At 69.3% G+C, this 26,293-nt stretch carries 26 protein-coding genes; 18 read left to right on the forward strand and 8 right to left on the reverse strand.

Going from position 1 to position 26,293, the window contains the following annotated elements; genetic code table 11:
- Positions 1-22 precede the first annotated feature (22 nt).
- Together SLNSH_RS21670 and SLNSH_RS21675 are read right to left on the reverse strand one after the other, a co-directional pair.
- Positions 23-1,339: an aspartate aminotransferase family protein gene (locus SLNSH_RS21670; RefSeq protein ID WP_106339903.1), complete on the reverse strand. Its 1,317-nt coding sequence runs from the start codon at positions 1,337-1,339 to the stop codon at positions 23-25.
- An 87-nt stretch (positions 1,340-1,426) separates the two neighbouring features.
- A complete protein-coding gene (locus SLNSH_RS21675) occupies positions 1,427-2,263 on the reverse strand; it encodes a class I SAM-dependent methyltransferase (RefSeq protein ID WP_158266849.1) in 837 nt (278 codons plus the stop codon).
- Positions 2,264-2,630: 367 nt separating this feature from the next.
- Between SLNSH_RS21675 and SLNSH_RS21680 the strand changes: the two genes are divergently transcribed.
- Positions 2,631-3,518 carry a PhzF family phenazine biosynthesis protein gene (locus tag SLNSH_RS21680; protein WP_106339907.1) on the forward strand — a complete coding sequence of 296 codons (888 nt, stop codon included), beginning with the start codon at positions 2,631-2,633 and terminating at the stop codon, positions 3,516-3,518.
- A 33-nt stretch (positions 3,519-3,551) separates the two neighbouring features.
- Here the strand turns inward: SLNSH_RS21680 and SLNSH_RS21685 are convergent, their stop codons facing one another.
- The 6 genes from SLNSH_RS21685 to SLNSH_RS21710 form a co-directional block, all read right to left on the reverse strand.
- Complete coding sequence (locus tag SLNSH_RS21685) at positions 3,552-4,463, reverse strand: cation diffusion facilitator family transporter (RefSeq protein ID WP_106339910.1); 912 nt, start codon at positions 4,461-4,463, stop codon at positions 3,552-3,554.
- A 153-nt stretch (positions 4,464-4,616) separates the two neighbouring features.
- Complete coding sequence (gene rnk / locus SLNSH_RS21690; protein WP_106339912.1) at positions 4,617-5,039, reverse strand: nucleoside diphosphate kinase regulator; 423 nt, start codon at positions 5,037-5,039, stop codon at positions 4,617-4,619.
- A 582-nt stretch (positions 5,040-5,621) separates the two neighbouring features.
- Positions 5,622-6,824 carry an acyl-CoA dehydrogenase family protein gene (locus SLNSH_RS21695; RefSeq protein ID WP_106339914.1) on the reverse strand — a complete coding sequence of 401 codons (1,203 nt, stop codon included), beginning with the start codon at positions 6,822-6,824 and terminating at the stop codon, positions 5,622-5,624.
- A 27-nt stretch (positions 6,825-6,851) separates the two neighbouring features.
- Entirely contained in the window at positions 6,852-7,625 is a 774-nt protein-coding gene (locus tag SLNSH_RS21700) for an SDR family NAD(P)-dependent oxidoreductase (RefSeq protein ID WP_106339916.1), read from the reverse strand.
- Positions 7,626-7,658: 33 nt separating this feature from the next.
- Positions 7,659-8,708, reverse strand: a complete 1,050-nt coding sequence (locus SLNSH_RS21705) for a phosphotransferase family protein (RefSeq protein ID WP_106339918.1) — start codon at positions 8,706-8,708, stop codon at positions 7,659-7,661.
- Entirely contained in the window at positions 8,705-10,357 is a 1,653-nt protein-coding gene (locus SLNSH_RS21710) for an AMP-binding protein (protein WP_106339920.1), read from the reverse strand. Before SLNSH_RS21710 ends, SLNSH_RS21705 begins: the two co-directional genes overlap by 4 nt.
- Positions 10,358-10,551: 194 nt before the next feature.
- Between SLNSH_RS21710 and SLNSH_RS21715 the strand changes: the two genes are divergently transcribed.
- From SLNSH_RS21715 to SLNSH_RS21795, 17 genes are all read left to right on the forward strand, one after another.
- Positions 10,552-11,061: a thioesterase family protein gene (locus tag SLNSH_RS21715; protein ID WP_106339922.1), complete on the forward strand. Its 510-nt coding sequence runs from the start codon at positions 10,552-10,554 to the stop codon at positions 11,059-11,061.
- Between the two features lie 55 nt (positions 11,062-11,116).
- Positions 11,117-11,785, forward strand: coding sequence for a TetR/AcrR family transcriptional regulator (locus SLNSH_RS21720; RefSeq protein ID WP_106339924.1), 669 nt, complete (start codon positions 11,117-11,119; stop codon positions 11,783-11,785).
- Between the two features lie 259 nt (positions 11,786-12,044).
- Positions 12,045-13,301 (forward strand): ABC transporter substrate-binding protein, encoded by a 1,257-nt coding sequence (locus tag SLNSH_RS21725; protein ID WP_106339926.1) that lies wholly within the window; start codon positions 12,045-12,047, stop codon positions 13,299-13,301.
- Between the two features lie 36 nt (positions 13,302-13,337).
- On the forward strand, positions 13,338-14,087 hold the full coding sequence (locus SLNSH_RS21730) for an SDR family NAD(P)-dependent oxidoreductase (RefSeq protein WP_106339928.1): 750 nt from the start codon (positions 13,338-13,340) through the stop codon (positions 14,085-14,087).
- 29 nt (positions 14,088-14,116) lie between these two features.
- Positions 14,117-14,869 (forward strand): SDR family NAD(P)-dependent oxidoreductase, encoded by a 753-nt coding sequence (locus SLNSH_RS21735; protein WP_106339930.1) that lies wholly within the window; start codon positions 14,117-14,119, stop codon positions 14,867-14,869.
- A 57-nt stretch (positions 14,870-14,926) separates the two neighbouring features.
- On the forward strand, positions 14,927-16,192 hold the full coding sequence (locus SLNSH_RS21740; RefSeq protein WP_106339932.1) for an ABC transporter substrate-binding protein: 1,266 nt from the start codon (positions 14,927-14,929) through the stop codon (positions 16,190-16,192).
- Positions 16,193-16,211: 19 nt separating this feature from the next.
- On the forward strand, positions 16,212-17,867 hold the full coding sequence (locus tag SLNSH_RS21745) for an AMP-binding protein (RefSeq protein WP_245422451.1): 1,656 nt from the start codon (positions 16,212-16,214) through the stop codon (positions 17,865-17,867).
- Positions 17,868-17,877: 10 nt separating this feature from the next.
- Entirely contained in the window at positions 17,878-18,627 is a 750-nt protein-coding gene (locus tag SLNSH_RS21750) for an SDR family NAD(P)-dependent oxidoreductase (protein ID WP_106339936.1), read from the forward strand.
- 131 nt (positions 18,628-18,758) lie between these two features.
- The gene (locus tag SLNSH_RS21755; protein ID WP_106339938.1) at positions 18,759-19,952 is read left to right on the forward strand and encodes an acyl-CoA dehydrogenase family protein; all 1,194 of its coding nucleotides are present in this window, start codon (positions 18,759-18,761) and stop codon (positions 19,950-19,952) included.
- Positions 19,953-19,962: 10 nt separating this feature from the next.
- Positions 19,963-21,114 (forward strand): acyl-CoA dehydrogenase family protein, encoded by a 1,152-nt coding sequence (locus tag SLNSH_RS21760; protein ID WP_106339940.1) that lies wholly within the window; start codon positions 19,963-19,965, stop codon positions 21,112-21,114.
- 2 nt (positions 21,115-21,116) lie between these two features.
- Positions 21,117-21,905, forward strand: a complete 789-nt coding sequence (locus SLNSH_RS21765; protein ID WP_106339942.1) for an enoyl-CoA hydratase/isomerase family protein — start codon at positions 21,117-21,119, stop codon at positions 21,903-21,905.
- Between the two features lies 1 nt (position 21,906).
- Positions 21,907-22,713, forward strand: coding sequence for a VOC family protein (locus SLNSH_RS21770; RefSeq protein WP_106339944.1), 807 nt, complete (start codon positions 21,907-21,909; stop codon positions 22,711-22,713).
- Positions 22,714-22,722: 9 nt separating this feature from the next.
- Positions 22,723-23,589 carry a branched-chain amino acid ABC transporter permease gene (locus SLNSH_RS21775; RefSeq protein ID WP_106339946.1) on the forward strand — a complete coding sequence of 289 codons (867 nt, stop codon included), beginning with the start codon at positions 22,723-22,725 and terminating at the stop codon, positions 23,587-23,589.
- Positions 23,586-24,605 (forward strand): branched-chain amino acid ABC transporter permease, encoded by a 1,020-nt coding sequence (locus SLNSH_RS21780; protein WP_106339948.1) that lies wholly within the window; start codon positions 23,586-23,588, stop codon positions 24,603-24,605. Before SLNSH_RS21775 ends, SLNSH_RS21780 begins: the two co-directional genes overlap by 4 nt.
- On the forward strand, positions 24,605-25,384 hold the full coding sequence (locus SLNSH_RS21785) for an ABC transporter ATP-binding protein (protein WP_210202557.1): 780 nt from the start codon (positions 24,605-24,607) through the stop codon (positions 25,382-25,384). The genes SLNSH_RS21780 and SLNSH_RS21785 overlap by 1 nt, the downstream gene beginning before the upstream one ends.
- On the forward strand, positions 25,371-26,069 hold the full coding sequence (locus SLNSH_RS21790; RefSeq protein WP_106339950.1) for an ABC transporter ATP-binding protein: 699 nt from the start codon (positions 25,371-25,373) through the stop codon (positions 26,067-26,069). The genes SLNSH_RS21785 and SLNSH_RS21790 overlap by 14 nt, the downstream gene beginning before the upstream one ends.
- Before the next feature lie 31 nt (positions 26,070-26,100).
- Positions 26,101-26,293, forward strand: a 193-nt coding sequence (locus SLNSH_RS21795) for an NAD(P)-binding protein (RefSeq protein ID WP_146140346.1), incomplete at its 3' end; no start/stop codon positions are given.

The following is a 26,293-nucleotide window of genomic DNA, read 5'->3' on the forward strand; positions in this document are numbered from 1 at the left end:
CCTTCTATCACATCCCGATCGGTCACGCGGTCAAGCCAGCTTTCGTCAGCTTGATCACTGCTTCCATGAAACTCTCGATGTCGGCCTCGGTCATGGGAGTCGAGAGGAATCCCTTCCCCGTACCCGCTATATGAAAACCTTCTTCGGTCAGCCCTCGTTGCAGGGCTTTGATGCACTTGGCTTCCGCTGGCGAGGCGTAAGCCGACCGATAGTCGACGATCGGCCGCTTGTGGCCGAAGATCATGAACATCGACGCGAACCCGGTCACCTGGCCCGGGAAACTCGACCGCTCGAATGCTGAGTTGAGCGAGCGCACAAGGCGCTCGTTCAGGTGGTTGATGCGGTCGATGGCTGCATCGTCGAGCAACTCGAGGGTGACCTGTCCGGCAGTCATCGTCACAGGGTTAGCGGTGAACGTGCCGCTCCATGGGAGTGCGGGCTTGCCAGCGCGGTGGTCGTATACGCTCATGAACGCGCGCCGGCCGGCCACCGCCCCGACCGGGAAGCCACCGCCAATGATCTTGCCGAGCGTCGTGATGTCCGGGTCGATTCCGAGGAGGGTCTGCGCGCCCCCCCTGTGGGCCCGGAAGGTGATGACCTCGTCAAGAATGAAAACGGCGCCAATCTCCCGCGTCACGCGCTCGATCATGTCGATGAAGGCCTGCGACATGGGAGTGAAGCCGAGATAGCTGGGCGCTGGATCCATCAACACCGCCGCGATTTGCGGCGCGTTCGCACGGATGATGCGTTCGGCGGCTTCGACATCGTTGAAGGGAACGACGACGACGTCGTCGGCGACGCCCTTCGGCACGCCCTTGGAATACCCGATCGAAATGGGGTCGTTGCCCCAGTTCGAGGGATTGGAATCCAAGCTGACCTCGGCGTAATCGTAGGAACCGTGGTACACCCCCTCGGCCTTCACGATCTTGGGGCGACCCGTCAGCGCACGCGCGGCCTTGATGGCGCTCATGACGGCTTCCGAACCGGAGTTGCAGAAGCGTATCTGCTCGAAGCTTTCGGCGCGCGCGCAGATGACCTCGGCGAGCGCCACCTCACGCTCTGTCGGGAGCGCGAACGCCGTCCCGTCGCCCACCTGCCTGCGCACTGCCTCGACCACGGCCGGGTGCGCATGGCCGTGCACGAGAGTGGCGAAGTTGTTCAGCAGGTCGAGCCGCCTCGTCCCGTCCACGTCGACGACATAGGCTCCTTCGCCCTTCGCGGCGTAGACCGGGAACGGTTCCTGCCATGGCAGTGTTCGCGTGATCCCGCCCGGAAAAACTTCCAGCCCTCGTTCATAGAGCTGCTTGGACCTGCTGGTCGGTTCGGGCCATCGAGCCATATCGGTACTCAGCCTCGTCAGATGGATATCTCGCGAAAGGAGCCCGCTCACAGTTCGAGCGAGTAACGCACGCGCGCGTCTCTCTCCTCAAGAGCTCCGGACCGAGAAGATCATCTGAATCGGGGCGATCGTTCCCGATCGGATCCCGGCGATCATATTGGCCATCTTCTGCTGAACCGTCGGCCCCATCAGGTGGTGCAGCCCGAGCGGCGGGGGCGCGGCGCTCCCGGCTTGAGCCTGAACGCGGGAGAAGAACTCAATGGCGATGTCGCGTCGGTTCTCCTCGGAATCGAGGGTGAACCCAGCATTGTCGGCGGACTCGCGATAGGTCTCGGGCGGGGCCAACGCGGACACGTCTGGCGTTTCCGCCCATGGAACCGGGAAAGAGAGTTCACCGTCGCCGGTTCGCATCACCTCATAGATTGCGAACTTCCCGCCATCGCGGAGCACCCGGCGCGCCTCACGAAACAAGGCAGCCTTGTCCGGCACATTCATGCCGACGTGGAGGAGCAACGCGAGGTCGAAGCTAGAGGCCTCACATGGCAACGCGACAGCGCTCCCGGCTTCGAACCGCACGCGATCAGCCATGCCGCACATGGCCGACAGCGCGCGAGCGGTTTCGACGAATTGCGGAGTGAGGTCCACACCTGTCACTTGGCACCCGTACCGCTCGGCGATCATTCGAGCCGGGCCGCCGATGCCCGACCCAATGTCGAGAACCTCGAGGCCGGGGCGAATACCTGATTTTTCGAGAAGGGCTGCAGTGGCCTCGGCGCCGCCGATGTGAAACTCATCGACTGCTTTCAGGGCCTCGGGTGTGATCTTGTCAGGATCAAGCCCCATCGCGACGAGTCCGTCGCGAATTCGGGGGAGCACATCGTAGGACGAGTAGTGCTTCGATACTCCGAGTTCATGTTCACGCACGGATGTTCTCCCTGACGTGGGGCCAATCCAGCGACGCCGGCACAGAATGCCATTCATCTTTGTCCCAAGCTAGACAAGCAAAGCTGGGGTCAACCAACTTTTATGCGCAAGAGTTGGGAACGCAGCGCCGGGAAGCACGCGGTCCGACCTCGCTGCAGCGCAGGCCGATGTTGCCTTGGCGGTGGCGCTCCCCTTGAGGCTCCGAGTCAGCAGACCCGCCACGCAAACGCCAACCCGGCGTTGCGTCTTCAGTCCGCTCACGCGTGGTTGGCAGGCATCACCGCAGCTGATGAAACGCATTCAACCGCTGCGCTGGACCTACCCCGCAAACCTCGCCACGCTGGTCATTCAACGATGAGAGCCAGCGATGCCGCGTTTCGCTTATCAGACCGTCGACGTGTTCACCGACCGCCCATTCGGCGGCAATCCGCTGGCGGTCTTCACCGACGCGCGTGGGATGACCGACGCGCAGATGCAGGCCCTTGCGGCGGAGATGAACTACAGCGAGACCACATTCGTGCTGCCCCCGGATGAACCGGCCCACGACGCTCGCGTCCGGATTTTCCATCGTACGGCCGAGATGCCGTTCGCAGGCCATCCCAACGTGGGGACCGCTTGGGTTCTGGCGCGCCAGGGCCGGGACCGGGGCGGCATTCTCCGATTCGAGCAGATGGCGGGCCTCGTCGAGATCGCCATCGACCGCGATGAAACCGGCGAGGTCAGCGGCGCTGTAATCGCCGCGCCCCAGCCGCTGTCGCGGGGGCTGGAGTTGACGGTCGAGGAGGTCGCGCCCTGCGCCGGGCTGGAGGCCGCGGATCTTGTCACGGCGGCGCACCCGCCCGTGCAAGCCTCGGTGGGCGTTTCCTTCGTCCTTGCGCAGGTCGCCCCCGCAGCGCTGGCCAGGGCCACCCCAGACCTGGCGGCCTTCCGCGCGCTTTCGGCCAGACATCCCGGTCTCGCCGGCCGGGTTTCCCTGTTTCTCTACGTCCGCGACGGCTCCGCGATCAGGGCTCGCATGTTCGCCCCTCTCGCGGGCACCTGGGAAGACCCGGCGACCGGCAGCGCCAGCGCCACACTCGGGGCATTGCTGCTTTCGCTGGATGGCGGCGAAGCAGCCGCCTTCTCGATCACGCAAGGCGTGGAGATGGGCCGCCCCAGCCAGCTTCGCGTCTCGGCGCATCGAGACCAGGACGGCGTCCGCGCCCGCGTCGGGGGCTCATGCGCGCCCATGTTCCACGGCGAGGCGGTCCTGTAAGCACGCGTGCTCGCCAGCATGGGCGCGTACGCCTCAGGCCCGCGATGCGGCTCCCGGCGTGAGAACCGGGATGCCGTGGTGCTTCGCCTTGCCCTCGGGCTCGACGTGGATGGTGACCACGGCCCCGTGAACCGCCTCCTTCAGGGCGGCCTCGATCCGGTCGCAGATGGCGTGCGAGGCGTCCACGGTCATGGAGCCCGGCACCACCAGGTGAAGGTCGACGAAGGTCGCCTTGCCCGCGTGGCGGGTGCGCAGGTCGTGCGCCTCGATGGCGCCTTGGGCGTTCGCGGAGATCGCCGCCATGATGGTGGCGCGCTCCTGCGGCGTCACGGCTGCGTCCATCAGGCCGGCGGTCGAGTCCCGGACGAGGCCCCAGCCGGACCACAAGATGTTGACGGCGACGAGGGCCGCCAGCAGCGGGTCGAGCACAGACCACCCCGTCAGGGCCGCCAGCGCCACGCCCAGCACGACGCCTCCGGAAGACAGCACGTCGCTGAGCAGGTGCTTGCCGTCGGCTACCAGCGCCGGCGAGCGCATCCGCTTGCCGCGCGAGATCAAAACCCAGCACCAAGCCCCGTTGATCGCGCTGGCGAACCCGTTGACGAGCAGGCCCTTCAGCGGCGCCTCGATGGCCCGCGGATTGAGGTACGCCGCGTAAGCCTCATGCAGGATCGCCACGGCCGCCACGATGATGAGCGCGCCTTCGAGCACCGCTGAAAAGTACTCGGCCTTGTGGTGGCCATAGGGGTGGTTCTCGTCCGCGGGCTGGGCGCTGTACCAGACCGCGATCAGCGCCGCGACGGCCGCCGCGACATTGATCACGCTCTCCACCGCGTCGGAGTAGAGCGCCACGCTGCCGGTCCACACGAAGGCCAGGTACTTCAGGCCGAGAACCAGCACCCCTACGGCGATGCTGCCGAAGGCCAGTTTCAGACCGGTCTCCATCTCGTCCTCTCGTCCAGGTGCTGCTTCGCGTCTTTCGGCAGGCAGACAGCACAGGGACCAGGGTTCGTCCAACGTTATGTTTGCTCCTGCGAACCAGTTGCACGAGCGGAAGCTGTCCGCGATCTCTGCCCGCCGGGGTCGCGGACATCTCCCTCAGGCTTCGGCTTCGGCCCTGGCGACGTTCAGGACGGTGAGCTCGCGCTGCTCGCCGGTGTGCGTGTGGAACGTGATGGCCCTGCCGGCCGCCACCCCGAGCAGGGCTGCGCCGATCGGCGTCAGCACCGAGACCCTCTTCTTCTCGATGTCGGCGTCCTGCGGGTAGACGAGAACGACCTCCTGGGTACGCCCGGTGCATTCGTCGCGGAAGCGGACCAGGCTGCCCAGCCCCACGACGTTGCGTGGAAGTCGCTCGACGACGCTGGCGCGCTCCAGCTCGCCGGCCAGGAACTCGGAGACCTCGGGATGGGTGGCGCTCGCGGCGGCCGCAAGGGCGGAGAGCCGGCGGTAATGCTCCGCCTCGATCGAGACGGGCGGGGTTCGAACCGCCTGACGGCGGACTCTGGCTGATGCTGGCATGGCTAAGGTCTCACTGGGCTGTGTGGGGCGCGGTCGGGGGGCGGATCCGTTCTGGGGCGATGTCGGTTGGACGCCAAGCCGCTGGGGACGGGGCGGCTCCCCAGCGAGGCGACCTTGGAATCCGGATCTGAGACGGTCGGACGGCGACCGCGTGTGCTTGAAGGGTTGTCGCCGGCATCGCGCGCTCCCGCGCACCCGGCAGCGACGAGCGCGGGAGTGGTTCGACGTGACGGATTGTTTCGGACGCACGTGGCGGCTGGCGCACGTTGCGGACCCGGCGCCCCGAACCAGACCGGGCGCAACCGGACGGCTCGGGGCTAGAGGCCCGCGATCAGCACCCCTGTAAAGCGCTGGAAGCGCGAGATGATCGTCCGGTTCTTCATGACGGCGGAACGTTACTATACAAAATCCCAATGTCAAATTGAGCCGCTCGGCGGCCTGGCGCCAGGGCAGCCCGGAGCCCGACGGGGGACTTAGCACGGGGCAGCTCGGCGCCCTCGCAGGCTTGGCGGGCCTCCCTGCGCTCAGCGGCCACCCCGTCGACCCAAGGCGGTCGTCCCGGCCGGGAGCGAACGGCTCCAGCTATCCGACTTGCCACTTCCAGAAGGCGTCGCCTTCCTTCTGCATGGCGTTGTGCAGCACCATGCGGTGCACCTCGTCGGCGCCATCCACCAGACGCGCCTGGCGGGCGTAACGGTAGATCCACTCCAGCACGGTGTCCTTGGAGTAGCCGCGGGCTCCGTTGATCTGGATCGCCACGTCGGCCGCCTGGTGCAGCACGTTGGCGACCTGGACCTTGGCCATCGAGATCTCCTTGCGGGCGAACCCGCCGCGGTCGAGCTCCCAGGCGGCCTTCATGACCAGCATCCGGCCGATCTCGATGTCCATCCCGAGGCGCCCGAGCATGAGCTGGACGCTCTCGCGCTCCGCCAGCTTCACGCCGAAGCCCGAGCGCTCCGCCGCATAGGCCTTGGCGATCTCGACGCAGCGCTTCGAGAGGCCGAGCCAGCGCATGCAGTGGGTGAGGCGCGCGGGCCCGAGCCGCATCTGGGTGAGCTTGAGCCCCTGGCCCTCGCCCAGCAGGACGTTCTCGGCCGGGATCTCCAGGCCCTCGAAGGCGAGCTCGCAGTGGCCTCCGTGCTCCTCCGGGCCCATGATGCCGATGCGGCGCAGGATGCGCCAGCCGGGCTGGTCGCGGTGGAACAGGAAGGCGGTGAGCCCGTGCCGCGGGTCGTCAGAGGTGCGGGCGATCAGGATGAAGTGCGCCGCGTCCTCCGCGCCGGTGATGAACCACTTGCGACCGGTGACCACGTAGACGTCGCCGCGCCGCTCGGCCCGCGTGGTCATCATGGATGGGTCGGAGCCCCCGCCGGGATGCGGCTCCGTCATGGCGAAGGCGGAGCGCAGCTCGCCGCGCACGATGGGCTGGAGCCAGCGCTCCTGCTGGGCAGGCGTGGCCGACTTCTCCAGCACCATCATGTTGCCGTCGTCCGGCGCGGCCGAGTTGAACGCGACAGGTCCGAAGATGGAGCGGTTCATGGCCTCGTAGCAGACCGCCATGCCGACCTTGCCGAGGCCGAGGCCGCCGGTCTCGGGCTTCAGCTGGAGGCACCACAGGCCTTCCGCCTTCGCCTTGGCGCGAAGCGCGGCCAGCGGGGCGGGCGCGATGTTTTCGTGGGCGTCATAGGCGGTCGGGTCGGACTCAAGCGGCAGGATTTCGCGCTCGACGAAGGCGGCGATGCGGGCGCGGGTGTCCTCGACGGTGGCCGGGATGGTGAAGTCCATGGGTCGATCCTGTTCAGCGCAGCGGGTTCAGAGAGACGACACGAGGTGTCCGCCATCGACGGCCAGGGCCGAGCCGGTCATCCAGCCCGAGGCGTCGGAGGCGAGCAGCAGCACCGCGGCGTCCAGGTCCTCCGGGCGGCCCAGGCGGCGCATGGGAATGCGATCGATCATGCGCTTGCCGGCGTCCGTGGCGAAGTACTCGGCGTTGATGTCCGTGCCGATGTAGCCCGGGCAGAGCGCGTTCACCCGGATGCCGAAGCGCGCCCACTCCAGGGCGAGCGACTTGGTCATCTGGATCAGGCCCGCCTTGGAGATCGAATAGGGCGCCACGCCTGTCCCGGGCCGCAGGCCAAGGATGGAGGCGACATTCACGATGGCGCCCGGCCGCTTCGCCGCGCGCCAGGCCCTGGCCGCCTCCACGGACAGGAGCCATGCGCCCCTGAGATTGGTGTCGAGGATGCGGTCGAACTCGGCCGCGCCGACGTCCATGGCGAGCCGGGTGTCGGCCACCCCGGCGTTGTTGACGAGCACGTCGAGGGGAGGGGCCCCCGCCGCCTCCAACTCTGGGAAGACTCGGGCCACGGACCCTTCGTCCGCCACGTCGAGAGCGATGGCGCGGGCCTGCGCGGCGCCGGCGGCCCGGAGTTCGTCGACCAGCCTGTCCAGGCGCTCCTTGCGCCTCGCCGCGACCGTGACCACGGCCCCGTGGCGGGCGAAGAGCCGGGCGAAGTGCTCGCCCAGCCCGCCCGATGCGCCGGTGACGAGGAGGTGGCGACCGGCGATGAGGGCTCCGAGATCCATGGCGAGATTCCCTTGAGGCGGGTGGCGAGGCGTTCAGGCGCCCTGCGCCACGGCGAGGGCGCGGCGGGCGAAGTTGACGGCGAGGCGCCCGGTCGCGGCTGCGTCGGCGTCCGCCGCCGTTCCCGCCCGGGCGCGGTCGGCGATGCCTACGAAGATGACCGCGAAACGGAACAGCGCAAAGGCCAAGTGGAACGGCTGCAGCCGGCCGGACGGGTGCGGCCTGCCCTCGTAGCGCGCCACGAAGTCCTCCATGGTCGGGATGCCGAGCGCCGGAAGGTCGAGGCCGCGGATTCCGGCGTATTCCTCCGGCCCGATCAGCCAGGTCATGCAGCAGAACCCGAGGTCCGCGAGCGGATCGCCGACGGTGGCGAGCTCCCAGTCGAGGATGCCGATCACCCGGGGTTCCGTCGGGTGGAAGATCAGGTTGCCGATGCGGTAGTCGCCGTGCGCGACCGAGAGCGCGCCGTCGTCCGGCGGCAGCCGCTCCTCGAGCCAGGCGATCACCGCGTCGAGCTCGGGAATGTCTCGCGTCGGGGATTCGGCCCATTGCCTGCCCCAGCGCCTGAGCTGGCGCGCGAAGTAGTTGCCGGCGCGGCCGAAGTCAGCGAGGCCGACGCTGGCCGGATCGACGGCGTGCAGCGCCGCCAGGGCGTCCGCCGCCGAGAGGTACATCGCACGCCGCTCGTCTGGCGACACACCCGGCAGGGCGCTGTCGTGGAACACGCGGCCGTCGAGCCGCTCCATGAGGTAGAACGGCGTGCCCACAACGTCGTCCTCGGCGTGGAACAGCACCGGGCGCGGGGTCGGCGCCGGGGTGTCGGCGAGCGCCTGCAGCACACGGAACTCGCGGTCCACCGCGTGGGCCGAGGCCAGCGTGGCCCCGTTCGGCCGCTTCCGCAGCACGAGGTCGCGCCCGGTCGCCGAGACGAAATAGGTCGGGTTCGACTGGCCGCCCCCGACGCGGGCGATGTCGATCTCGCCCGAGACGCCGAGCTGGCGGCTCAGGAAGGCGGCGAGTCTCGCCGGATCGAAATCGACCGGCCCTTCCACGCGGCCGACACGAACGGCGCCTGGGCCGCTCATGACGGGGAGCCGCCAGCCGCGCGCTGACGCAGAATGTCCTTGCGGACCTTCCCGGTCGGCGTCTTCGGCAATTCCTCGACAACCTCCAGGCGGATCGGGATCTTCTGCTTGGCCAGATGCCGCTCGACGAGGAAGCGGGCCGCCTCCGCCTGGTCGATGCGACCCTCGGGCCGGCACGTCACGTAGGCGCAGACGGCCTCGCCCAGGCGTTCGTCCGGCATGCCCACCACGGCGGCTTCCTGCACGGCCGGATGCTCCAGAAGCTTGTCCTCGATTTCGCGCGGGCTGAGGTTCTCGCCCCCGCGGATGATCAGGTCCTTGGAGCGACCGGTCGTGACGATGTAGCCGGGCGGGTCGATCTTGCCGAGATCGCCGGTGCGGAAGAAGTCGCGCCCGTCGAAAGCCGCCTCGTCGTCGCGCGGGTCGAGGTAGCCCACGAAGGTCTGTGGGCCCCGCAGCAGGATTTCGCCTTCCTGGCCGGGCGCGACGTCCTGCCCGGTTCGCGGGTCGACGATCCGGACATCGGCGTTGAAGATCTCGCCGTCCGTCTCGGCCGCGAGGCGGGCGTCGCCGTTGCGCGCCCCGAAAGCGATGGGCCCGGAAACCTCGGTGGCGCCGTAGATCCGGCACACGACGCACGGCGCGAGCGCCCGCTGGGCCCGGTAGGCGACCTCCGGCGGGACAGGAGCCCCGCCGCATGGAAACAGCCGCAGGCTCGGGAGCGGGCGTCCGCTGCGCTCCACCGAGGCGGCGAGCTCATTCAGAAAGGGCGTCGCCCCAAAGGCGATGGTGCAGCCGTGCGTCCGGATGAGTTCCGCCGCCGTGTCCGGCTGCCAGACGTCCATCAGCACGGCGGGCGTCGACAGCACGAAGGGCTGCTCCAGCGCGTAGAGGTAGCCCGTGATGTGGCTGACCGGCGAGGCCATGAACACGCAGTCTTGCGGCGTCACGCTCCAGAAATCGCCGAAGGTGCGCATGGCGGCCATGATGGTCGCGTGCGTGTGCAGGACGCCCTTGGCGCGCCCGGTGGTGCCGCTTGTATACAGGATCAGCTTGATTGCATTCGCGTCGGAGGCGAAGCTCTCGGGCGGCATCGGCGGCCCGGCGACCGCCGTCTCGAAGGCGTCGAACTCGCCGGCTTCGCCTCGCACGACGACGACCCGCAGCAGGTCGGGGAGGGTTGGCCGCAGGCGCCGCACCATGTCGAGATAATCGTAGCTGCGGAAGCGCTGCGGCGTGAACAGCGCCTTGCTGCGGCAGTCGGCGAGCATGTAGCCCACCTCCGCGTCGCGGTAGATGGGCACCAGCGGGTTCACGACCAGGCCCGCCATGGCGGCCGCCAGGTTGAGCACCGCGGCCTCGTACCAGTTGGGCAACTGGTAGGACACCACGTCGCCCGGCCGCAGGCCGGCCTTCTCCAGCCAGGCGGCGAGGCGGGCCGCCTCGTCCACGAGCCGGCCGAAAGTGACCCGCCGGTCCCCGTCGATCAGCGCCACCCGGTCCGGCCCTTCGGCGCAGCGCCGGAGGGCGAGGCGCGCGATGGTGTCGCCGGACCAGGCGTCCGAGGCGCGGTATTCGGCCCGGCGCGACTCCAGGCGGCGGCGCCAGGCCGGCGGCGGGGAGGCGTCGGGAGCGAGCGACGTCGTCATGGCTGGGCGTTCCTCGTGCGGCCGGCCTCTGCGAGCCGGAGCGCCGTCCCCGAGCAGGGCGGTGCGCGGGCCGAATCTATCGAATTCAAATTCGAAATCAACTTTCTTGACCGCGCGGCCGGCCGGCTGTACCGAAGAAAAAGGGGACCGGCGACCAGCTGGGAGCGGGTGCCCATGGCCGCTGCGGAACCAGCATGACCCTCGCGCCCACGCTCCTCGAAAGCCTGCCGATTTCGCGCGCCATCGTCGCTCCGGAATGGATCGACGGCAACGACCATATGAACGCCTGCTACTACCTGGCCATCATCAAGGAGCCGGCGATCGAGGCCCATAACGCGTGGGACTACGGCGTGGACTTCAGGGTGCGCACCGGAGAATCCAATTTCGTTCTGGAATCGCACGTGCGCCACTTCCGGGAGCTCAAGCTCGGCGATCCTTTGCTGGTGTCGACGCGCATTGTCGATCTCGACGACAAGCGCCTGCATCTGGCGTTCGAGATCCACAACGAGCGCGAAGCCTATCTTGCGGCTGTCGCGGAATATGTGACGATCCATGTGCGCATGGCGCCGCCCGCCGCCAGGCCCTTCCCGGCGGAGCTCCGGGATCGCCTGGAGCGGATCAAGGCGGCGCACGAGCGCGTTCCCATGGCGTCCGAGGCGCGCGGACGCCTCAGGCTGAGCATCCACACGCGGCCGGGCCAGTAGTCATGTCCAGCACCGACGAGCCCCGCCGCTCCCCCATCGCAACGGAATTCCGCCCATGAGCATCGACAGCGCCTCGGCGCGGGAGGCGAGGCCGCGCGCGGCCAAGCCCAAGAAGCCGCCGATCAAGAAATCGGAAGCGACGCGGGCCCGCATCCTGGACGCCGCCGCCTATGTGTTCCGTCGCAAGGGCTACGCCCACGCGCGCCTGAGCGACATCGCCAAGAAGGCCCGTACCCAGACGAGCAGCATCTACTACTACTTCGAATCACGGGAGGCGATCGTCTCCGAGGTGCTGCGCATCGCGAACGAGAAGACGGCGAGCTACGTCAACGCCGCCATCTCGGAGCAACCCGTGGGAGCGACGGCGCGGGAGCGCATCACGGCGGCCATCCACGGTCATTTCCGGATCGTGCTGTCGGACAACGACTACACCTCCGCCCACATGCGCATCTTCGACCAGATTCCCGAGAAATTGCAGGAGCACTTCCTCAAGGTGCTCGACCAGAACGCCGGCATCTGGCGCGACCTGTTCGACGCCGCCCGCGCCGAGGGCGCCATCGCGCCCGACGTGGACCTTTCCGTGCTGCGCCTGCTGCTGCTGGGCATGATGAACTGGTCCATCGAGTGGTTCAAACCGGGCCGCATGTCCGTGGATCAGATCGCCGACCAGGCGGCCCGCCTGTTCTTCGACGGGGCCGGTCCGCCTCGCGCGCCCGCGCCCTGACAGCCGGCTCGCGCCGGCTCGCCTGACCAGGGACCCTTCCCAGACTCGTGCTGCTCGGCGCGCCGGGCCGCAAGCCTCTCCACGCGCAGGGTCACGTCATTTTCAAAGTCGAATACGAATTCAAAAATGGTTGACGGTCCTGCCGGGCTGTGATCCCTTTTCGGCATCGTCGCACCGGCGCCACGAGCGCCGCGGCGCCCGGCCCGCCCCGGATGATGAGGGCGCCGGGCGCACGCCATGCGGCGCCGGGGAGGACATCATGACCATCAGCCGCAGAGGCATTCTCAAGACGGTCGCGGCCGGCGCCGGCTTCGCCGCCACGGGCGGGCTCGGCCGGGCCTGGGCGCAGGGAACGGGGCCAATCCGGATCGGCTACCTGCTGCCGCTCACGGGATCGCAGGCGACCTACGCGCCGGATTGCCAGCTCTCCGCCCAGATCGCCGTGGACCAGATCAACCAGGCGGGCGGCGTGCTGGGCCGCACGCTCGAGCTGGTCGTGCGCGACGACAAGGCCAACGCGAACGCCGCCATCTCGGCCGCCCGCGAGCTGATCGGCGACGGCGTGAACCTGTTCGTCGGCGGCCTGAACACCGTGTCCGGCCTCGCCGTGTCCGGCATCATGCCCGAGGCGAACGGCGTCTTCATGAGCTGCGGCGCCATCGCCGATACGCTGACGCACGAGGCGTTCAACAGGAACTACTTCCGCATCACGGACAGCAGCTATGTGCGCTGCCACGCCCAGGCGCGGCTTGCGGCCGAGCGCTATCCGGACGTGACCCGCTGGGGCGCGATGATCCCCGACGCGGAATTCGGCCACGCGGTCTGGAAGGCCTTCTCCCACGGGCTGCGGCAGGACTACCCGCAGATCGCCAAGAAGCAGCCGGAGATCTCCGATCCCATCCTGTTCAAGTACGGCGCGATCGACTTCAAGAACCAGGTGGCGAGCCTGATGCAACTGCCCGTGGAGGCCGTCTACCAGAGCCTCACGGGCGAAGACTTCCTCACCCTGCTGACGCAGGCGCGGCCGCTCGGCCTGACGCGCAAGATCAAGCTGTTCATGGACCTCAGCGGCGAGCTGATCTACGCTAAGACGCTGAAGAAGAACCTGCCCGAGACCTTCTGGTCGGCGAGCCACTGGTACTACGGATCCTACCTCGACAATCCGATCGGCAAGGCGCTCTACGACGAGTACGTGGCGCGCACCAAGGACACGCACCCGACGGGCTACATGGGCCCGCCCCACATGTGCCTCTACGCCTACGCCAACGCCATCAAGGCTGCGGGATCGACCGAGACCGCGGCCGTGATCGGCGCGCTCGAAGGCATGAGCTTCGAGAGCTGCAAGGGCCGCATCACCTTCCGCAAGGAGGACCACCAGGCGATCGGGGACGTGAACCTGATCAAGCTGGGACCGAAGGCCGAGGAGCCGGGCTGGGCCGTGTCCGACCAGGTGAAGCTCAACAGCGCCGCCATTGCGGAACCTCCGTCGCCCGGCCAGCCGATCCGCTACGCGTAAGGCGGGTCGCGGCGTCGCGCGAAGGAGGAGAGATCGATGGCGTTCCGAGGACTGGACGGCAAGGGCGCGATCGTGACCGGCGGCGCCGGCGCGATCGGGGTGGAGATCTGCAGGACGCTGGCCGCCAACGGCGCCCGCGTCCTGGCGGTCGACCTCGACCGCGAGGGACTGGCGCGGCTCGAGCGCGAGATCCCGGGCGTGGTGGGCCTCATCGCGGACGTGTCCAGCATCGAGGGGGCGGACGCCGCCGTGTCGCGCGCCGTCGAGGCGTTCGGCGGCCTCGACCTGCTGGTCAACGCCGTGGGCATCCTCGGCCGGTCGGGCCCCATCGCCGAGATGGATCCGGACGAGTTCGACCGCGTCCACCGCGTCAACGTCCGCGGCGTGTTCCTGCCGCTGCGGGCGGGCCTGCGCCAGATGATCCGGCAGGGCCGGGGCGGGGCCGTCGTCAACTTCGCCTCCGTGGCTGCGCTCCGGGCGCGGGCGGACCGGGCGCTCTACGGCAGCTCCAAGCGGGCCGTGGTGGCGCTGAGCTCCTCGGCGGCGCTGGAGAACGGCCGCCATGGCATCAGGGTGAACGCCGTGTGCCCCGGGGCGATCGACTCCCCCATGCTGCAGCAGCTGGCCGTCGGCGCCGGGCTCGGCCCGTGGGCCGGCGGCGGCCGCGCCATCGACCGCAACGGCCGGCCGGAGGAGGTCGCGAACTTCGTGGCCTTCCTGCTCAGCGACGAGGCCAGCTACTGCACCGGCGGCGTCTACACCGTCGACGGCGGCCTGATCACCTGACCCCTTCCGCTCCCTCCACGGAGAACGACGTGACCTACGATCTCAACGGCAAGTTCGCCGTCGTCACCGGCGCGGCCAACGGCATCGGCCAGGCCTGCGCCATCACGCTCGCCCGTCACGGCGCGGACGTGGCCATCATCGATATCGAGAAGAACGCGCTGGAGGAGACGGCCCAGGCCATCGCCGAGCTCGGCCGCCGCCCGCTGCCGCTCGTCGTGGACTGCACCGACCGCTTCAAGGTCGCGGAGGCGTTCGGGACCATCGAGAAGGAGTTCGGCCAGGTCGACATCCTGCTCAACAACGTCGGCCAGAGCGCCCGCGAGCGGGCGTCGGAGTTCTACTGCTCCGAGTTCGAGACCTGGGACTTCGTGATCCGGCTGAACCTCTACACGGCCCTGACCTGCTCGCGCCTCGTCGTCCCCGCCATGCGCGAGCGCCGCTCGGGCAAGATCATCAGCATCTCGTCCGAGGCCGCGTACATGGGCTCGATCGGGGTGGCGGACTACGCGGCCGCGAAGGCGGGCGTGATCGGGATGACGCGCGCGCTCGCGCGCGAGCTCGCGCCCTTCCAGGTGAACGTGAACGCGGTGTGCCCGGGCCCGATCCGCACCCGCGCGGCCGACCGCCTGCCCATCTGGAAGGAATACCTCAAGGAAACGCCGCTCGGCTTCGCCGGCGAGCCCAAGGACATCGCCAACGCCGTGGCGTTCTTCGCGGCGGAGGAGAGCCGCTTCATCACCGGCCAGTCGCTGATCGTGAACGGCGGGCGGTGGTGGAGCTGACGGACCGACATTCGTCGCAGCAAGCGCCCGGAAGCGGCGCGGGGGAGGGAGGACACCATGACCACAGGATTGACCAGGCGTTCGGTGCTGGCCGGCGGATCGGCCCTCGGCGCGCTCGCGGCGGCGGGCGCGGGCCCGGCTTTCGCGCAAGGCGGCGCGCCCATCCGCCTCGGCTACGTGGCGCCGCTCAGCGGCGCCCAGGAGGTGCTCGGCGCGCCCATGCTGCTGGGCGCCAAGATCGCCGTCGCGCAGATCAACAAGGCGGGCGGCGTCAATGGCCGCATGCTCGAGATCGTGGCGCGCGACGACAAGGCGAGCGGCGCCGAGGCCGTGACCCAGGCGCGCGACCTCTTCGGCCAGGACGTGAAGCTCCTGTTCGGAGCCATCCAGACCGCGTCCGCCATGGGCATGATGCCGCTGCTGGGCGAGGCCAACGCCACGCTGATCTCCTGCGCGGCGATCTCGGACGGGCTCACGCACGAGAGCTACGTGCCGAACTACTTCCGCATCAGCGACAACTCCTACATGCGCTACCGCGCCCTGGCGCGCGTGATGGCCGAGCGGTACCCGAACGTCACCACCTGGGCCGGCGTGTTCCCTGACGCGGCCTACGGCTTCTCCGCCTGGGACGCCTTCAAGGACGGGCTCAAGACCTACTACCCGTCCCTGGCCAAGAAGGACGTGAAGATCCTCGAGCCGGTGCTGACGAAGTTCGGCGCGACCGACTTCAAGCAGCAGCTCACGACGCTCATGCAGACGCCGGCGGAAGGGCTGTACAACAACACCAACGGCGCGGACGCCGTGACCCTGCTGGCGCAGGGCGCGAGCTTCGGGCTGAGCCGCAAGTTCAAGGCGGTGGCCGACGGCGCCAACGAGTTCAACGTTCCCAAGGCGCTGGGCAAGCGCATGATCCCGAACTTCTGGACGGCCATGCACTGGTACTTCGGCGGCTACGCCGACCAGCCCATGGGCAAGCAGCTCTACGATGACTACGTGGCGGCGACCGGGGACAAGTTCCCGCTGGGCTACGTCGAGCAGGGCCACGCGGCCGTCTACGCCTACGCCAACGCCATCCGCAAGGCGGGCAGCACGGACGCGAAGGCCGTGGTCGCGGCCATGGAAGGCATGTCCTTCGATACGGCCAAGGGAAAGCGGACCTTCCGCAAGGAGGACCACCAGGCGATCCTCGACATCAACTTCATCGAGATCAACCCCAAGGACAACGAGCTCGGGTGGGAGGTGTCCAACTTCGTCCGGGTGCCAGGGGCCGACGTCATCGAGCCGCCGACGCCGGGCCAGGCGGTGAAGTTCCAGAACCTCTGAGGAGTTGGCGGCCGTGAACATGCGACGCGACATCAGCGGGTGGTCCATCCGCTGGGACGACGACCAGGCGGAGCGCCTCCGCGGCGAGGGCTGGTGGACCGGCAAGACGATCGCGGACTACGCCCGCGAGCGCGTCGCCGCGACGCCCGACAAGGTCCTCGTGGTCGAGCGCGAGCGCGCGTTCACGGTCGGGCAGCTCTGGGACGAGGCCAACACGCTGGCCCGCGCGCTGGTGGCGCGCGGGCTGCGTCCGGGGGACACGATCACCTTCCAGCTGCCCAACTGGGCGGAGGCGGTCGTGATCAACCTGGCGGCGGCGCTCGCCGGCCTGGTGGTCCATCCGATCATCCCGATCTACCGGGACGCCGAGACCGCCTTCATGCTGCGCGACTGCCGCAGCAAGCTGATCTTCCTCCCGCGGGAGTTCAGGGGCTTCGACTATGTCGAGATGATCGACCGGGTCTCCGACAAGCTCGAGGCGCCGGTCGAGGTGGTCGTGGTGCGTGGCGACCCGGGCCGCCACCGCTCTTACGCCGACCTCCTGGCGTCGGCCCCGGCCGACGCGGGGGAGCTGCCCGGCGCCGACCCGGACGCGGTCAAGCTCATCATGTACACCTCGGGCACCACCGGCCGGGCGAAGGGCGTGCTGCACACCCACAACTCCCTTCAGGCGGAGAACGTGGCGCGCATCAGGCATCTGGGGCTCGGGCCGGACGACGTGATGTTCAACCCGACGCCGGTGACCCACGTCACGGGCTACCTGTATTCCCTCGTCCTGCCCTGGATGGCGGGTCTGCAGACCGTGATGCTGGACGTCTGGGAGGCCGAGCTCGGCCTCGGCATGATGCGACGGCGCGGCTGTACCGGCACGGTGGCGGCGACCATCTTCCTGCAGCAACTCGTCGCGGCGGCGAAGAGCCAGGGGGAGAGCCTTCCGGCTCTCCGCTTCTTCCTTTGCGGCGGCGCGCAGGTGCCCCCGGACCTGATCCGCGAAGCCGCCGCCACATTCCCGAACTGCGCTCCGGCGCGCATCTACGGCTCCACCGAGGTGCCGTGCATCACTGCCGGCGTCAACGCGCGGGCCATGCTGGAGCAAGGCGCAGAGACCGACGGCGAGCTCTGCTTCGGGGAGGCGCGCATCGTCGATGCGGCGACCGGCGCGCCCGTAGCCCCGGGAGGGGAGGGCGAGATCATCGCGCGCGCCCCCCAGATGTTCGTGGGCTACGCCCGGGACGAAGACAACGCCGGCGCCTTCGACCCTGACGGGTTCTTCCACATGGGCGACCTCGGGCGTTTCGTCGAGGGCCGCTTCATCGTGGTCACCGGGCGGAAGAAGGACATCATCATCCGCGCCGGGGAGAACATCAGCCCCAAGGAGGTCGAGGACATTCTGCTCGGCCATCCCGACATCGACGACATCGCCATCGTGGCCATGCCGGACGAGCGCACGGGCGAGGCGGCCTGCGCCTTCGTGATCCCCAAGCCCGGCCGACGCGTCGAGCTTCCCGAGATCCGCCGCTACCTCGTCGGCGCGGGCCTGGCCATGCAGAAGATCCCCGAGCGCGTGGAGCTCGTGACCGAGTTCCCCCGCACGGCCGTCGGCAAGGTTCGCAAGGACATCCTGCGCGACCGGGCCAAGGGCCTGCGCCGCGCCCCAACCCAGACCCAGGCCTGATCCCATGCCCATGTCCCCTTCGTCCAACGGCCGCCTCGCCGGCCGCCGCATCATCGTCACCGGCGCGGCCTCGGGCATCGGCCGGGAGACCGCCGAACTGTTCGCCAGGGAAGGCGCGGCCCTCGCGTTGTTCGACGTGGGGGAAGGCGCCCGGGAGCTTGCAGGGCGCATCGGCGCACACGCGTTTTCGGTCGACGTCTCGGACGAGCAGGCGGTCGAGTCCGCCGTGTCGCAGGCCGCCGAGCGGATGGGCGGCTTGGATGGTCTCGTCAACGCGGCGGGTATCTTCCCGGTGCGCAAGCTGGAGGAGACCAGCCTGGAGCTCTGGCGCAAGACGCTGGACGTGAACCTGACGGGTCCCTTCCTGGTCTCACGCGCCGCTGCTCGGCATCTAAGGGCCGCGGGCGCGGCCACGATCGTCAATGTCGGATCAGGCTCGGCCCTGCTGCCCTATCCGGAGCTGTCGGCCTACGGCGCCTCCAAGGGCGGCCTCGCCATGCTGAGCAAAGTGCTCGCCGCGGAGCTCGCGCCGCAGGTGCGCGTCAACGTGGTGTGCCCGGGCATGACGCGCACCGGCATGGTGACGTCCTGGTTCCCGGACCCGGAGGCGCTCGCGGAGCGCGCCAAGTCCGTCTACGCGCTCGGCCGCATCGGCGAGCCGATCGAGGTGGCGCAGGCCATCCTTTTCCTGACGAGCGCGGAATCCAGCTTCGTGACGGGTGTGACCCTGGCCGTGGACGGCGGGCGCACCTACCACTGACGTAAATAGAAACAGAATTCAAATTCGAAAAACGTTGACGCGCTGCGGCGGGGCCCATAGGCTTCGAGGAGCGCGAATGAGCAGCCGGCTTCGAGCCGGCCGCCGCGGAAGCGTCGCCAGGGAGGACGCGCATGGACCTGAAGCTCACGGCCGAGGACGAGGCCTTCCGGCGCGAGGTTCGCGACTTCGTGCGGTCGGCCGTGCCGGCCGACATGGCCCGGCGCACCCGGCGCGGCGGCCACACCCCGAAGGCCGATCTGCAGGCGTGGAATCGGATCCTGTACGACAAGGGCTGGGTCGCGCCGCACTGGCCGCGGGAGTACGGCGGGACCGGCTGGTCGGCCCTGCGCATCCACATCTTCGAGGAGGAGTGCGCGGCCGCCGACGCCCCGTTCCTCAGCTATTTCGGCCTGCGGCTGATCGGGCCGCTGCTCTACACCTTCGGTTCGCCGCGCCAGAAGGAACTGCACCTTGGGCCCATCCTGCGCGGCGACGTGTTCTGGTGCCAGGGCTTCTCCGAGCCGGGCTCCGGGTCCGATCTCGCGTCCGTGCGCACCACCGCGGCGCGCGACGGGGACGACTACGTGATCAACGGACAGAAGATCTGGACCACGGAGGCGCACTACGCCGACAAGATGTTCTGCCTTGCCCGCACCAACCCCGACGTGCCGCCCCAGAAGGGCGGTCTCTCGATCCTGATGTTCGACATGAACCAGCCCGGCGTCACGGTTCGGCCCATCGTGACCATCGACGAAGGGCACTCGGTGAACGAGGTGTTCCTCGACAACGTCCGCGTGCCGGCGGTGGATCTCCTCGGCGAGGCGGGGCAGGGCTGGACCTACGCCAAGTTCCTCCTCGGCAACGAGCGGGTTTCCAACGCCCAGGTGCCGCGCTCCAGGCGCGACCTGCAGCTCCTGCGCGCCCGCGCCGAGGCGCCGGACGCGAGCGGCGCTCGTCTGGTCGACAATCCCGACATCCGCCAGCGCCTGGCCCAGCTCGAGATCGACCTCGCGGCCCTCGAATGGTCCGTGCTGCGCGTCCTGGCGAGTCCCGAGGGGGAGCGCACGCAGGCTTCGGCGTCCGGACTCAAGATCACCGGCAGCGAGATCCAGCAGCGCATCAGCGAACTCGCCTATGACCTGCTGGGGCCGCTGGGCGTCCCCTTCTATGGCGAGGACGACGTGGCCGGCGACTTGCCGGGTTTCGCCTCGCCCGACGTCCCCGGCGTCGCCGCCCGGCAGCTCTTCCTGCGGGCCGCGTCCATCTACGCCGGATCCAACGAGATCCAGCGCACCATCATCGCCAAGCAAGTGTTCAGCCTCTGAGGTCGCCGTCTTGGATTTCTCCCTGACTGAAGAGCAGGCCCTGCTGCGCGACAGCGCGCGGCGCTTCGTGGCCGAGGCCGCCCCCGTCGAGCAGCGTCTGGCCGCCGCCCGGCAGGGGGATGGCTTCTCGCGGGACCATTGGTCCGCCTTCGCCGAGCTCGGCTGGCTCGGCGCGGCGCTGCCCGAGGAAGCAGGCGGGTTCGGCGGCGGCATGCTCGAAGCCGCCATCATTCTCGAAGAGCTCGGCCGCGGCCTTGTCGGCGCGCCCCTGCTGAGCACCGCCGTGGTGTGCGCCGGGCTGCTCGCCCGTTGCGAAGGCTACGCGGAACGCCTCGCGACCCTGGAGCTGGTGGTCGCCGGCGAGAGCCTGCTGGCGCTCGCCACGGAAGAGCCGGGGAGCCGGTACGACCTGGCCCACGTGGAGACCGCCGCTCGCGAAACGGCAGAAGGCTATCGCCTGTCCGGCCGCAAGATCGTCGTGCTGGACGGCGCTTCGGCGGACGCCTTCATGGTTTCCGCCCGCCTGTTCGGCGAAGCCCGCGACCGGCGGGGCATTGGCGTGTTCATGGTCCCGTTTGGAACACCCGGGCTGACCGTCCGTCCCTACCGGACGCTCGACGGCCGAGGCGCGGCGGATCTCGTCCTGGCTGATGTGGAGATCCCCTCCGGGGCGATGGTCGCCGGCCCCGACGAGGGCTGGGATCGCCTCGCCGAAGCCGCCGACCGCGCCGCCATGGGCGCCGCCGCTGACTGTCTGGGCGCCATGGAGGCCGCCATCGAGATGACGGCGGACTACCTCAAGACGCGCCGCCAGTTCGGAAGGCCCATCGGCGAGTTCCAGACGCTCGCCCATCGGCTCGCCGACATGTTCGTGGCGGCGGAGAACGCCCGCTCCATGCTCTACCGCGGCCTGAGCTTCCTGGACGCGCCTCCTGCGGAGCGCGCCCGGGCCGTGTCCGCCAGCAAGGTGGCGATCACGCAGGCCGCCGCCTTCGTGGGGCAGCAGGCGATCCAGCTTCATGGCGGAATCGGCATGAGCGAGGAGCACCCCGTGGGCCACTTTTACAAGCGCCTGCAGGTCGCGGGGAAATCCTACGGCGACCTCACCTTCCACATGGCGCGCTACGTCGATGGCGACGCCGCGCGCGAGCAGGGGGCCTGACCATGTCCGAGCATCCCGAACTGATCATCGAGCGCCGCGACCGGGTCCTGACCCTGACGCTGAACCGGCCCGACCAGATGAACGCCGTCAACGGCGCCCTGCACACCCGGCTGGCGCGGGTCTTCCGGGACATCGCCGAGGACCCGGACAGCGATGTCGTCGTGCTTACGGGCGCCGGCCCGGCCTTCTGCGCCGGAGGCGACCTGGAGTGGCTGCAATCGCTGATCGATGAGCCGCAGGCCTTCAATTATCTGGTGGAGGAGGCCAAGCAGATCGTCTTTTCGCTTCTGGAGCTGCCCAAGCCGGTGATCTGCCGCATGAACGGCGACGCCATCGGCTTCGGGGCCACGCTGGCCCTGTGCTCCGACGTGGTCGTGGCTGCCGACACGGCCCGCTGGGGCGACCCCCATGTGCGCGTCGGCCTGGTCGCCGGCGACGGCGCGGCGGTGATCCTGCCCCACGTGGTCGGGTACCTGAGGGCCAAGGAGCTTCTGCTGACCGGCGACCTCCTGGGCGCCGCCGAAGCCGAGCGGATCGGCCTCGTGAACCACGTTGTCCCGGCGGCGGAGCTCGACGCCAAGGTGGCGGCGATCGCGGGCAAGCTGGCGCGCGGCGCCACGCAGGCGATCCGCTGGACCAAGGTCGCGGTCAACCGCGGCCTGCGCAACTTCGCGGCCGAGCACATGGACGCGCTGATGGCGTACGAGGCTCTTTCCGCTCGCACGGACGACCACGCGGAGGCGGTCGCGGCCTTCCGCGAGCGCCGCAAGCCGGTCTTCAGGGGGCGCTGACATGGCGAACGAACGCATCCGCCTGCGCCAGGTCTGCGTGGCCGCCCGCGACCTCTACGCCACGGTGGACGACCTGCGCGCCGTGCTCGGCGCGGAGCCCGTGCACGGCAAGGCCGACCTCGGCCGCTATGGCGTGCCCTATGAGCCGCCTGCGCCGCACTCGGCGGCCTTTTTCGCCAAGCACGGGCTGGTGAACGCCATGCTGCCGGTGGGCGACGATTTCATCGAGGTGGTCGCAGCGACGCGCCCGGACGCGCCCGTGGTGCGCTTCCTTCAGCGGAAGGGCGGCGACGCCGGGTACATGTTCATCGTGGAGGTGGACGCCCTCGATCCCTACGAGGAGCGCGCCCGGGCCGCGGGCTTCCGGGTCGCCGGCGGGGCCGACTACCCGCAGTACCGGGACCTGCACCTGGACCCGCGGGACACCGGCGGGACCATGCTGGCCTTTTCCCTGCAGCGGGAAGGGCGGCCCTTCGACGGCGGCTGGTATCCGGCCGGGCCGCATTGGAAGCCCTCGGGCAGATCCGCGCCCGCGCTCGCCGGCGCCGAACTCGCCTGCCGCGACCCAGAGGCCGTGGCCCGGCGCTGGAGCGCCGCGATCGGCCGGCCCGTGGAGGGCGCGCGCATCCGGCTCGACGGCGGCGAAGTGCGCTTCACGACCGCCGGCGAGGGAACGGGCGACAGCCTCGCAGCCGTGGACGTCGCCGGCCTCGACAGGGCTAGAATGCTGCAGGCCGCGAAGCAACGCGGGCTGGAGACGCGGGCGGACGCGGCGCGGGTCGGCGGCGTCTGGTTCCGGGCGGTCTAGGGAGGGGGAATGCTGTTCACCATCATCAACGGCCTCGCGACCGGCATGGCGGTGTTCCTCGTCGCCGCGGGCCTGACGCTGATCTTCGGCATCCTGAAGATCCTGAACTTCGCCCACGGCGCCTTCTTCATGATCGGCGCCTACGTGGCCTTCATGATCGTGGGCAGCAACCCGCCCTCGCTGTGGCTGTTCCTCCTGGCGAGCGTGGCCGCCGGGCTGGTCGTGGGCGCGCTCGGCTTCATCACCGACCGGACCGTGCTGCGCCGCCTGCGCGACGTGGACGAGGCCTACATGCTGATCGCCACCTTCGCGGTGCTGCTGATCTGCGAGGGGGCGGTGAAGCTGATCTGGGGCGTCAACTACGCCTCCATCAATCCGCCGCCGCTGCTGGACGACGCCATCATCGTGGGCTCGCTGTTCATCCCCACCTACTCGGCCTTTCTGATCGGCTTCGGCGTCCTCGTGTACGTCGCGCTGGACCTCGCGATCCACCGCACCTGGCTGGGCAAGCTGCTGCAGGCTATCTCCAACGACAGCTGGATGACGGGCTTGCTGGGCGTCAACGTCCCGGTGGCGCTGACCTTGAGCGTCGTCGCCAGCTTCATGCTGGCGGGGCTCGCGGGCGGCATCCTGCTGCCGAACCAGACGCTCTCGCCCGTGCTGGGCGGGTCCTACCTGCTGCTGGCCTTCATTGCGGTGATCATCGGCGGCCTCGGCGACATCCGCGGCGCCTTCATCGCCTCGGCCCTGCTTGGGGTGATCGAGAGCGCGAGCTCCGTGCTGCTGCCCAACATCCCGGGGCTCGCGACCTACGTGTTCGTCGTCGTCTTCCTGCTGGTGAAGCCGCAGGGCCTGTTCGGGAGCGCCAGCACGTGAAGCCGATCCACTTCCTCGCGATCGCCGCAGCTCTCGTCGTCCTCGCGTCCCTGCCGGTCTGGGCCAACCAGGGGGTGACCTTCATCGTCGGACTCGCCCTGGTCGAGGCGGTGTTCGCCCTGTCCTGGAACCTGCTGTTCGGCTTCACCGGCATGGCGAGCTTCGGCCACGCCGCCTTCTTCGCCATCGGCGGATACCTCTGCGGCGCCGGCCTGCGCTATGCGACAGGCGTTCCCTTCCTGGCGCTGCTGGGTGGGGCAGGGGCGCTGGGGGCGCTTACGGCCTTCCTGGTCGGCCTGGTCGCGCTGCGCCGCTCAAGCGGCATCCATTTCGCGATCCTCACCCTGGCGCTCAGCGAGGTGCTGCGCGTGCTGATCGCCTACAGCACGGCGCTGGGGCGCGAGGACGGCCTGTCCGCGATCCCGCGCCCGGCTGTCAACCTGGGCGTTGCGCGGCTCGACCTGACCAGCGGCCAGTCCTACTACTGGTTCCTGCTCGTCGCCTCCGCGCTGCTCGCCTGGGTCCTGTGGCTGGTCGCCAAGGGGCCGCTCGGACGCGTGCTGCAGACTATCCGCCAGGACCCCGAGCGCGCCGCCTTCATGGGCGTCGACGTGTGGCGCTACCGCCTCGGCGCCTTCACCCTGTCGGGCGCGGTGGCGGCGGTTTCCGGCGCCCTCTACGCGCCCTGGGCGCAGATCATCACCCCGGATTCGGCTCACTGGATCCACTCCACCCAGCCCATGCTGGCCTCCCTGCTGGGCGGCGCCCAGTCGTTCTGGGGCCCGGTGATCGGCACTATCCTGTTCACGGCGATCAACTACGCGACGCGCACCCTGATCGGCCTGTCCGAAATCGTCATCGGCGTGGTTCTGCTCGTCATCGTGCTTTCGGCTCCGAGCGGCGTCATGGGCCTCCTCCGCCGGTTCGAGTCGAGGCGCAATCGTCCAGCCGCCGCAGCAGGCGGCGGCGCCCGAGTCCGCGCCGCGACGGTCCCGACCCCTGCCGGAGAGGCCTGATGAGCACGCTCCTGTCCATCGCCGACATCCGCAAGAGTTACGGCGCGCTCGAAGTGCTCAAGGGCGTCACCCTCGATGTCGCGGAGGGAGAGACCTTCGCGATCATCGGCCCCAACGGGGCCGGCAAGACGACCCTGTTCCGGGTGATGACCGGGGAAGCGCCCTGCAACGCCGGGACGGTCCGCTACGCCGGCCGGGACGTCACGCGGGCACCCGCCTTCGAGCGCGTGCGGCTCGGCATGGGCCGCACCTTCCAGGTCGCGCGCATCTTCCCGGACTTCACCGTCGAGGAGAACGTGATCGTGGCCGTCGAGGCCCGGCGAAGCTCTCGCGGCGACGCTGCCGCCCCACGCTGGTTCCAGACCCGGCCGCGCGCCGACGTCCGGGCCGAGGCCATGGAGCAGCTCGAGCGCGTGGGCCTCGCCGATAAAGCGGCCTCGGACGCGCGCTTCCTGTCGCACGGAGACAAGAAGCGGCTCGAGTTCGCCATCGCCCTGGCGGGCCGGCCGAAGATCCTGATGCTCGACGAGCCCACCGCGGGCATGTCGCCCGCCGACCGCATGGCGACGGCCGAACTGATCCGCCGCCTGCGGGGGGAAAGCGGGCTGACGGTGGTGATGACCGAGCACGACATGGACGTGATCTTCGGCCTGGCCAACCGCATCTTCGTGATGAACCACGGCGAGCCGATCGCGTGCGGGACGCTGGACGAGATCCGCGCCAACCCGACCGTCCAGGAAGTCTATCTCGGCAAGGAGATGTACGGTGCTGAAGGTTGAGCGGCTCGACGCCTTCTACGGCGACAGCCAGGTGCTGCACGGGGTCGGCATCACCGTGGGGGATGGCGAGCGGGTCGCCATCGTGGGGCGAAACGGCGCGGGCAAGTCCACCCTTCTCAAGAGCCTCATGAACGCCGGCCCGCGCGTCAGCGGGCTTGTGGAGTGGCAGGGCGAGAACCTGCGCGACATGCCGAGCTTCCGCCGCGTGCGCCTGGGGCTCTCGCTGGTGCCCGAGGACCGACGCATCTTCGGCCACGTCACCGTGGCGGAAAACATCGAGATGGCGCGCTACGCGGCGGGGGGCAACGCGCTACCGGCCGCAGTGGTCATCGAGCGCTTCCCCATGCTCGTCCCCATCAAGGACCGCCCGGGCGGGCGCCTGAGCGGCGGGCAGCAGCAGATGGTCGCCGTGGCGCGCGCCATCGCCGCGCGGCCGAAGTTGATGATGCTGGACGAACCGACGGAGGGACTCGCTCCCGTGATCGTCGAGCAGCTCGCGCGGGATGTGAAAGCCGCCTGCGTGGAGACGGGCGCCGCCCTGCTGCTCAGCGAGCAGAACCTGTGGTTCGCCCGGCAATGCACCGATCGTCTCTACATCATCGACAGCGGCCAGATCGTCTTCAGCGGGGACTGGCCGGCGCTGGACCGCGCCCCGGACGTGAAGCAACGTTACCTGGCCGTCTGACCCGAAACCCAAGCACCCGAACAGGTCCGTCATGTCCGCATCCCGGAACGATCCCACGTTCGACTACATCGTCGTGGGGGCCGGCTCCGCCGGCTGCGTGCTGGCGAACCGGCTGTCCGCCGACGGGCGCAACCGCGTGCTGGTGCTGGAAGCGGGCGGGATGGACAACTGGATCTGGTACCACATCCCGGTCGGCTACCTGTTCGCCATCGGCAACCCGCGCT

The sequence above is a fragment of the Alsobacter soli genome (assembly GCF_003004785.1).
GTDB classification, from domain to species: domain Bacteria; phylum Pseudomonadota; class Alphaproteobacteria; order Rhizobiales; family Beijerinckiaceae; genus Alsobacter; species Alsobacter soli.

Bases quoted from the DNA above. Each gene is read 5' to 3' on its own strand.
- SLNSH_RS21750 (WP_106339936.1), top strand. From the start codon at position 17,878: ATGTCCCCTTCGTCCAACGGCCGCCTCGCCGGCCGCCGCATCATCGTC.
- SLNSH_RS21775 (WP_106339946.1), top strand. From the start codon at position 22,723: ATGCTGTTCACCATCATCAACGGCCTCGCGACCGGCATGGCGGTGTTC.
- SLNSH_RS21715 (WP_106339922.1), top strand. From the start codon at position 10,552: ATGACCCTCGCGCCCACGCTCCTCGAAAGCCTGCCGATTTCGCGCGCC.
- SLNSH_RS21705 (WP_106339918.1), bottom strand. From the start codon at position 8,708: ATGAGCGGCCCAGGCGCCGTTCGTGTCGGCCGCGTGGAAGGGCCGGTC.
- SLNSH_RS21670 (WP_106339903.1), bottom strand. From the start codon at position 1,339: ATGGCTCGATGGCCCGAACCGACCAGCAGGTCCAAGCAGCTCTATGAA.
- SLNSH_RS21725 (WP_106339926.1), top strand. From the start codon at position 12,045: ATGACCATCAGCCGCAGAGGCATTCTCAAGACGGTCGCGGCCGGCGCC.
- SLNSH_RS21695 (WP_106339914.1), bottom strand. From the start codon at position 6,824: ATGGACTTCACCATCCCGGCCACCGTCGAGGACACCCGCGCCCGCATC.
- SLNSH_RS21680 (WP_106339907.1), top strand. From the start codon at position 2,631: ATGCCGCGTTTCGCTTATCAGACCGTCGACGTGTTCACCGACCGCCCA.
- SLNSH_RS21740 (WP_106339932.1), top strand. From the start codon at position 14,927: ATGACCACAGGATTGACCAGGCGTTCGGTGCTGGCCGGCGGATCGGCC.
- SLNSH_RS21765 (WP_106339942.1), top strand. From the start codon at position 21,117: ATGTCCGAGCATCCCGAACTGATCATCGAGCGCCGCGACCGGGTCCTG.
- SLNSH_RS21700 (WP_106339916.1), bottom strand. From the start codon at position 7,625: ATGGATCTCGGAGCCCTCATCGCCGGTCGCCACCTCCTCGTCACCGGC.
- SLNSH_RS21745 (WP_245422451.1), top strand. From the start codon at position 16,212: ATGCGACGCGACATCAGCGGGTGGTCCATCCGCTGGGACGACGACCAG.
- SLNSH_RS21720 (WP_106339924.1), top strand. From the start codon at position 11,117: ATGAGCATCGACAGCGCCTCGGCGCGGGAGGCGAGGCCGCGCGCGGCC.
- SLNSH_RS21685 (WP_106339910.1), bottom strand. From the start codon at position 4,463: ATGGAGACCGGTCTGAAACTGGCCTTCGGCAGCATCGCCGTAGGGGTG.
- SLNSH_RS21785 (WP_210202557.1), top strand. From the start codon at position 24,605: ATGAGCACGCTCCTGTCCATCGCCGACATCCGCAAGAGTTACGGCGCG.
- SLNSH_RS21710 (WP_106339920.1), bottom strand. From the start codon at position 10,357: ATGACGACGTCGCTCGCTCCCGACGCCTCCCCGCCGCCGGCCTGGCGC.
- SLNSH_RS21770 (WP_106339944.1), top strand. From the start codon at position 21,907: ATGGCGAACGAACGCATCCGCCTGCGCCAGGTCTGCGTGGCCGCCCGC.
- rnk (WP_106339912.1), bottom strand. From the start codon at position 5,039: ATGCCAGCATCAGCCAGAGTCCGCCGTCAGGCGGTTCGAACCCCGCCC.
- SLNSH_RS21730 (WP_106339928.1), top strand. From the start codon at position 13,338: ATGGCGTTCCGAGGACTGGACGGCAAGGGCGCGATCGTGACCGGCGGC.
- SLNSH_RS21755 (WP_106339938.1), top strand. From the start codon at position 18,759: ATGGACCTGAAGCTCACGGCCGAGGACGAGGCCTTCCGGCGCGAGGTT.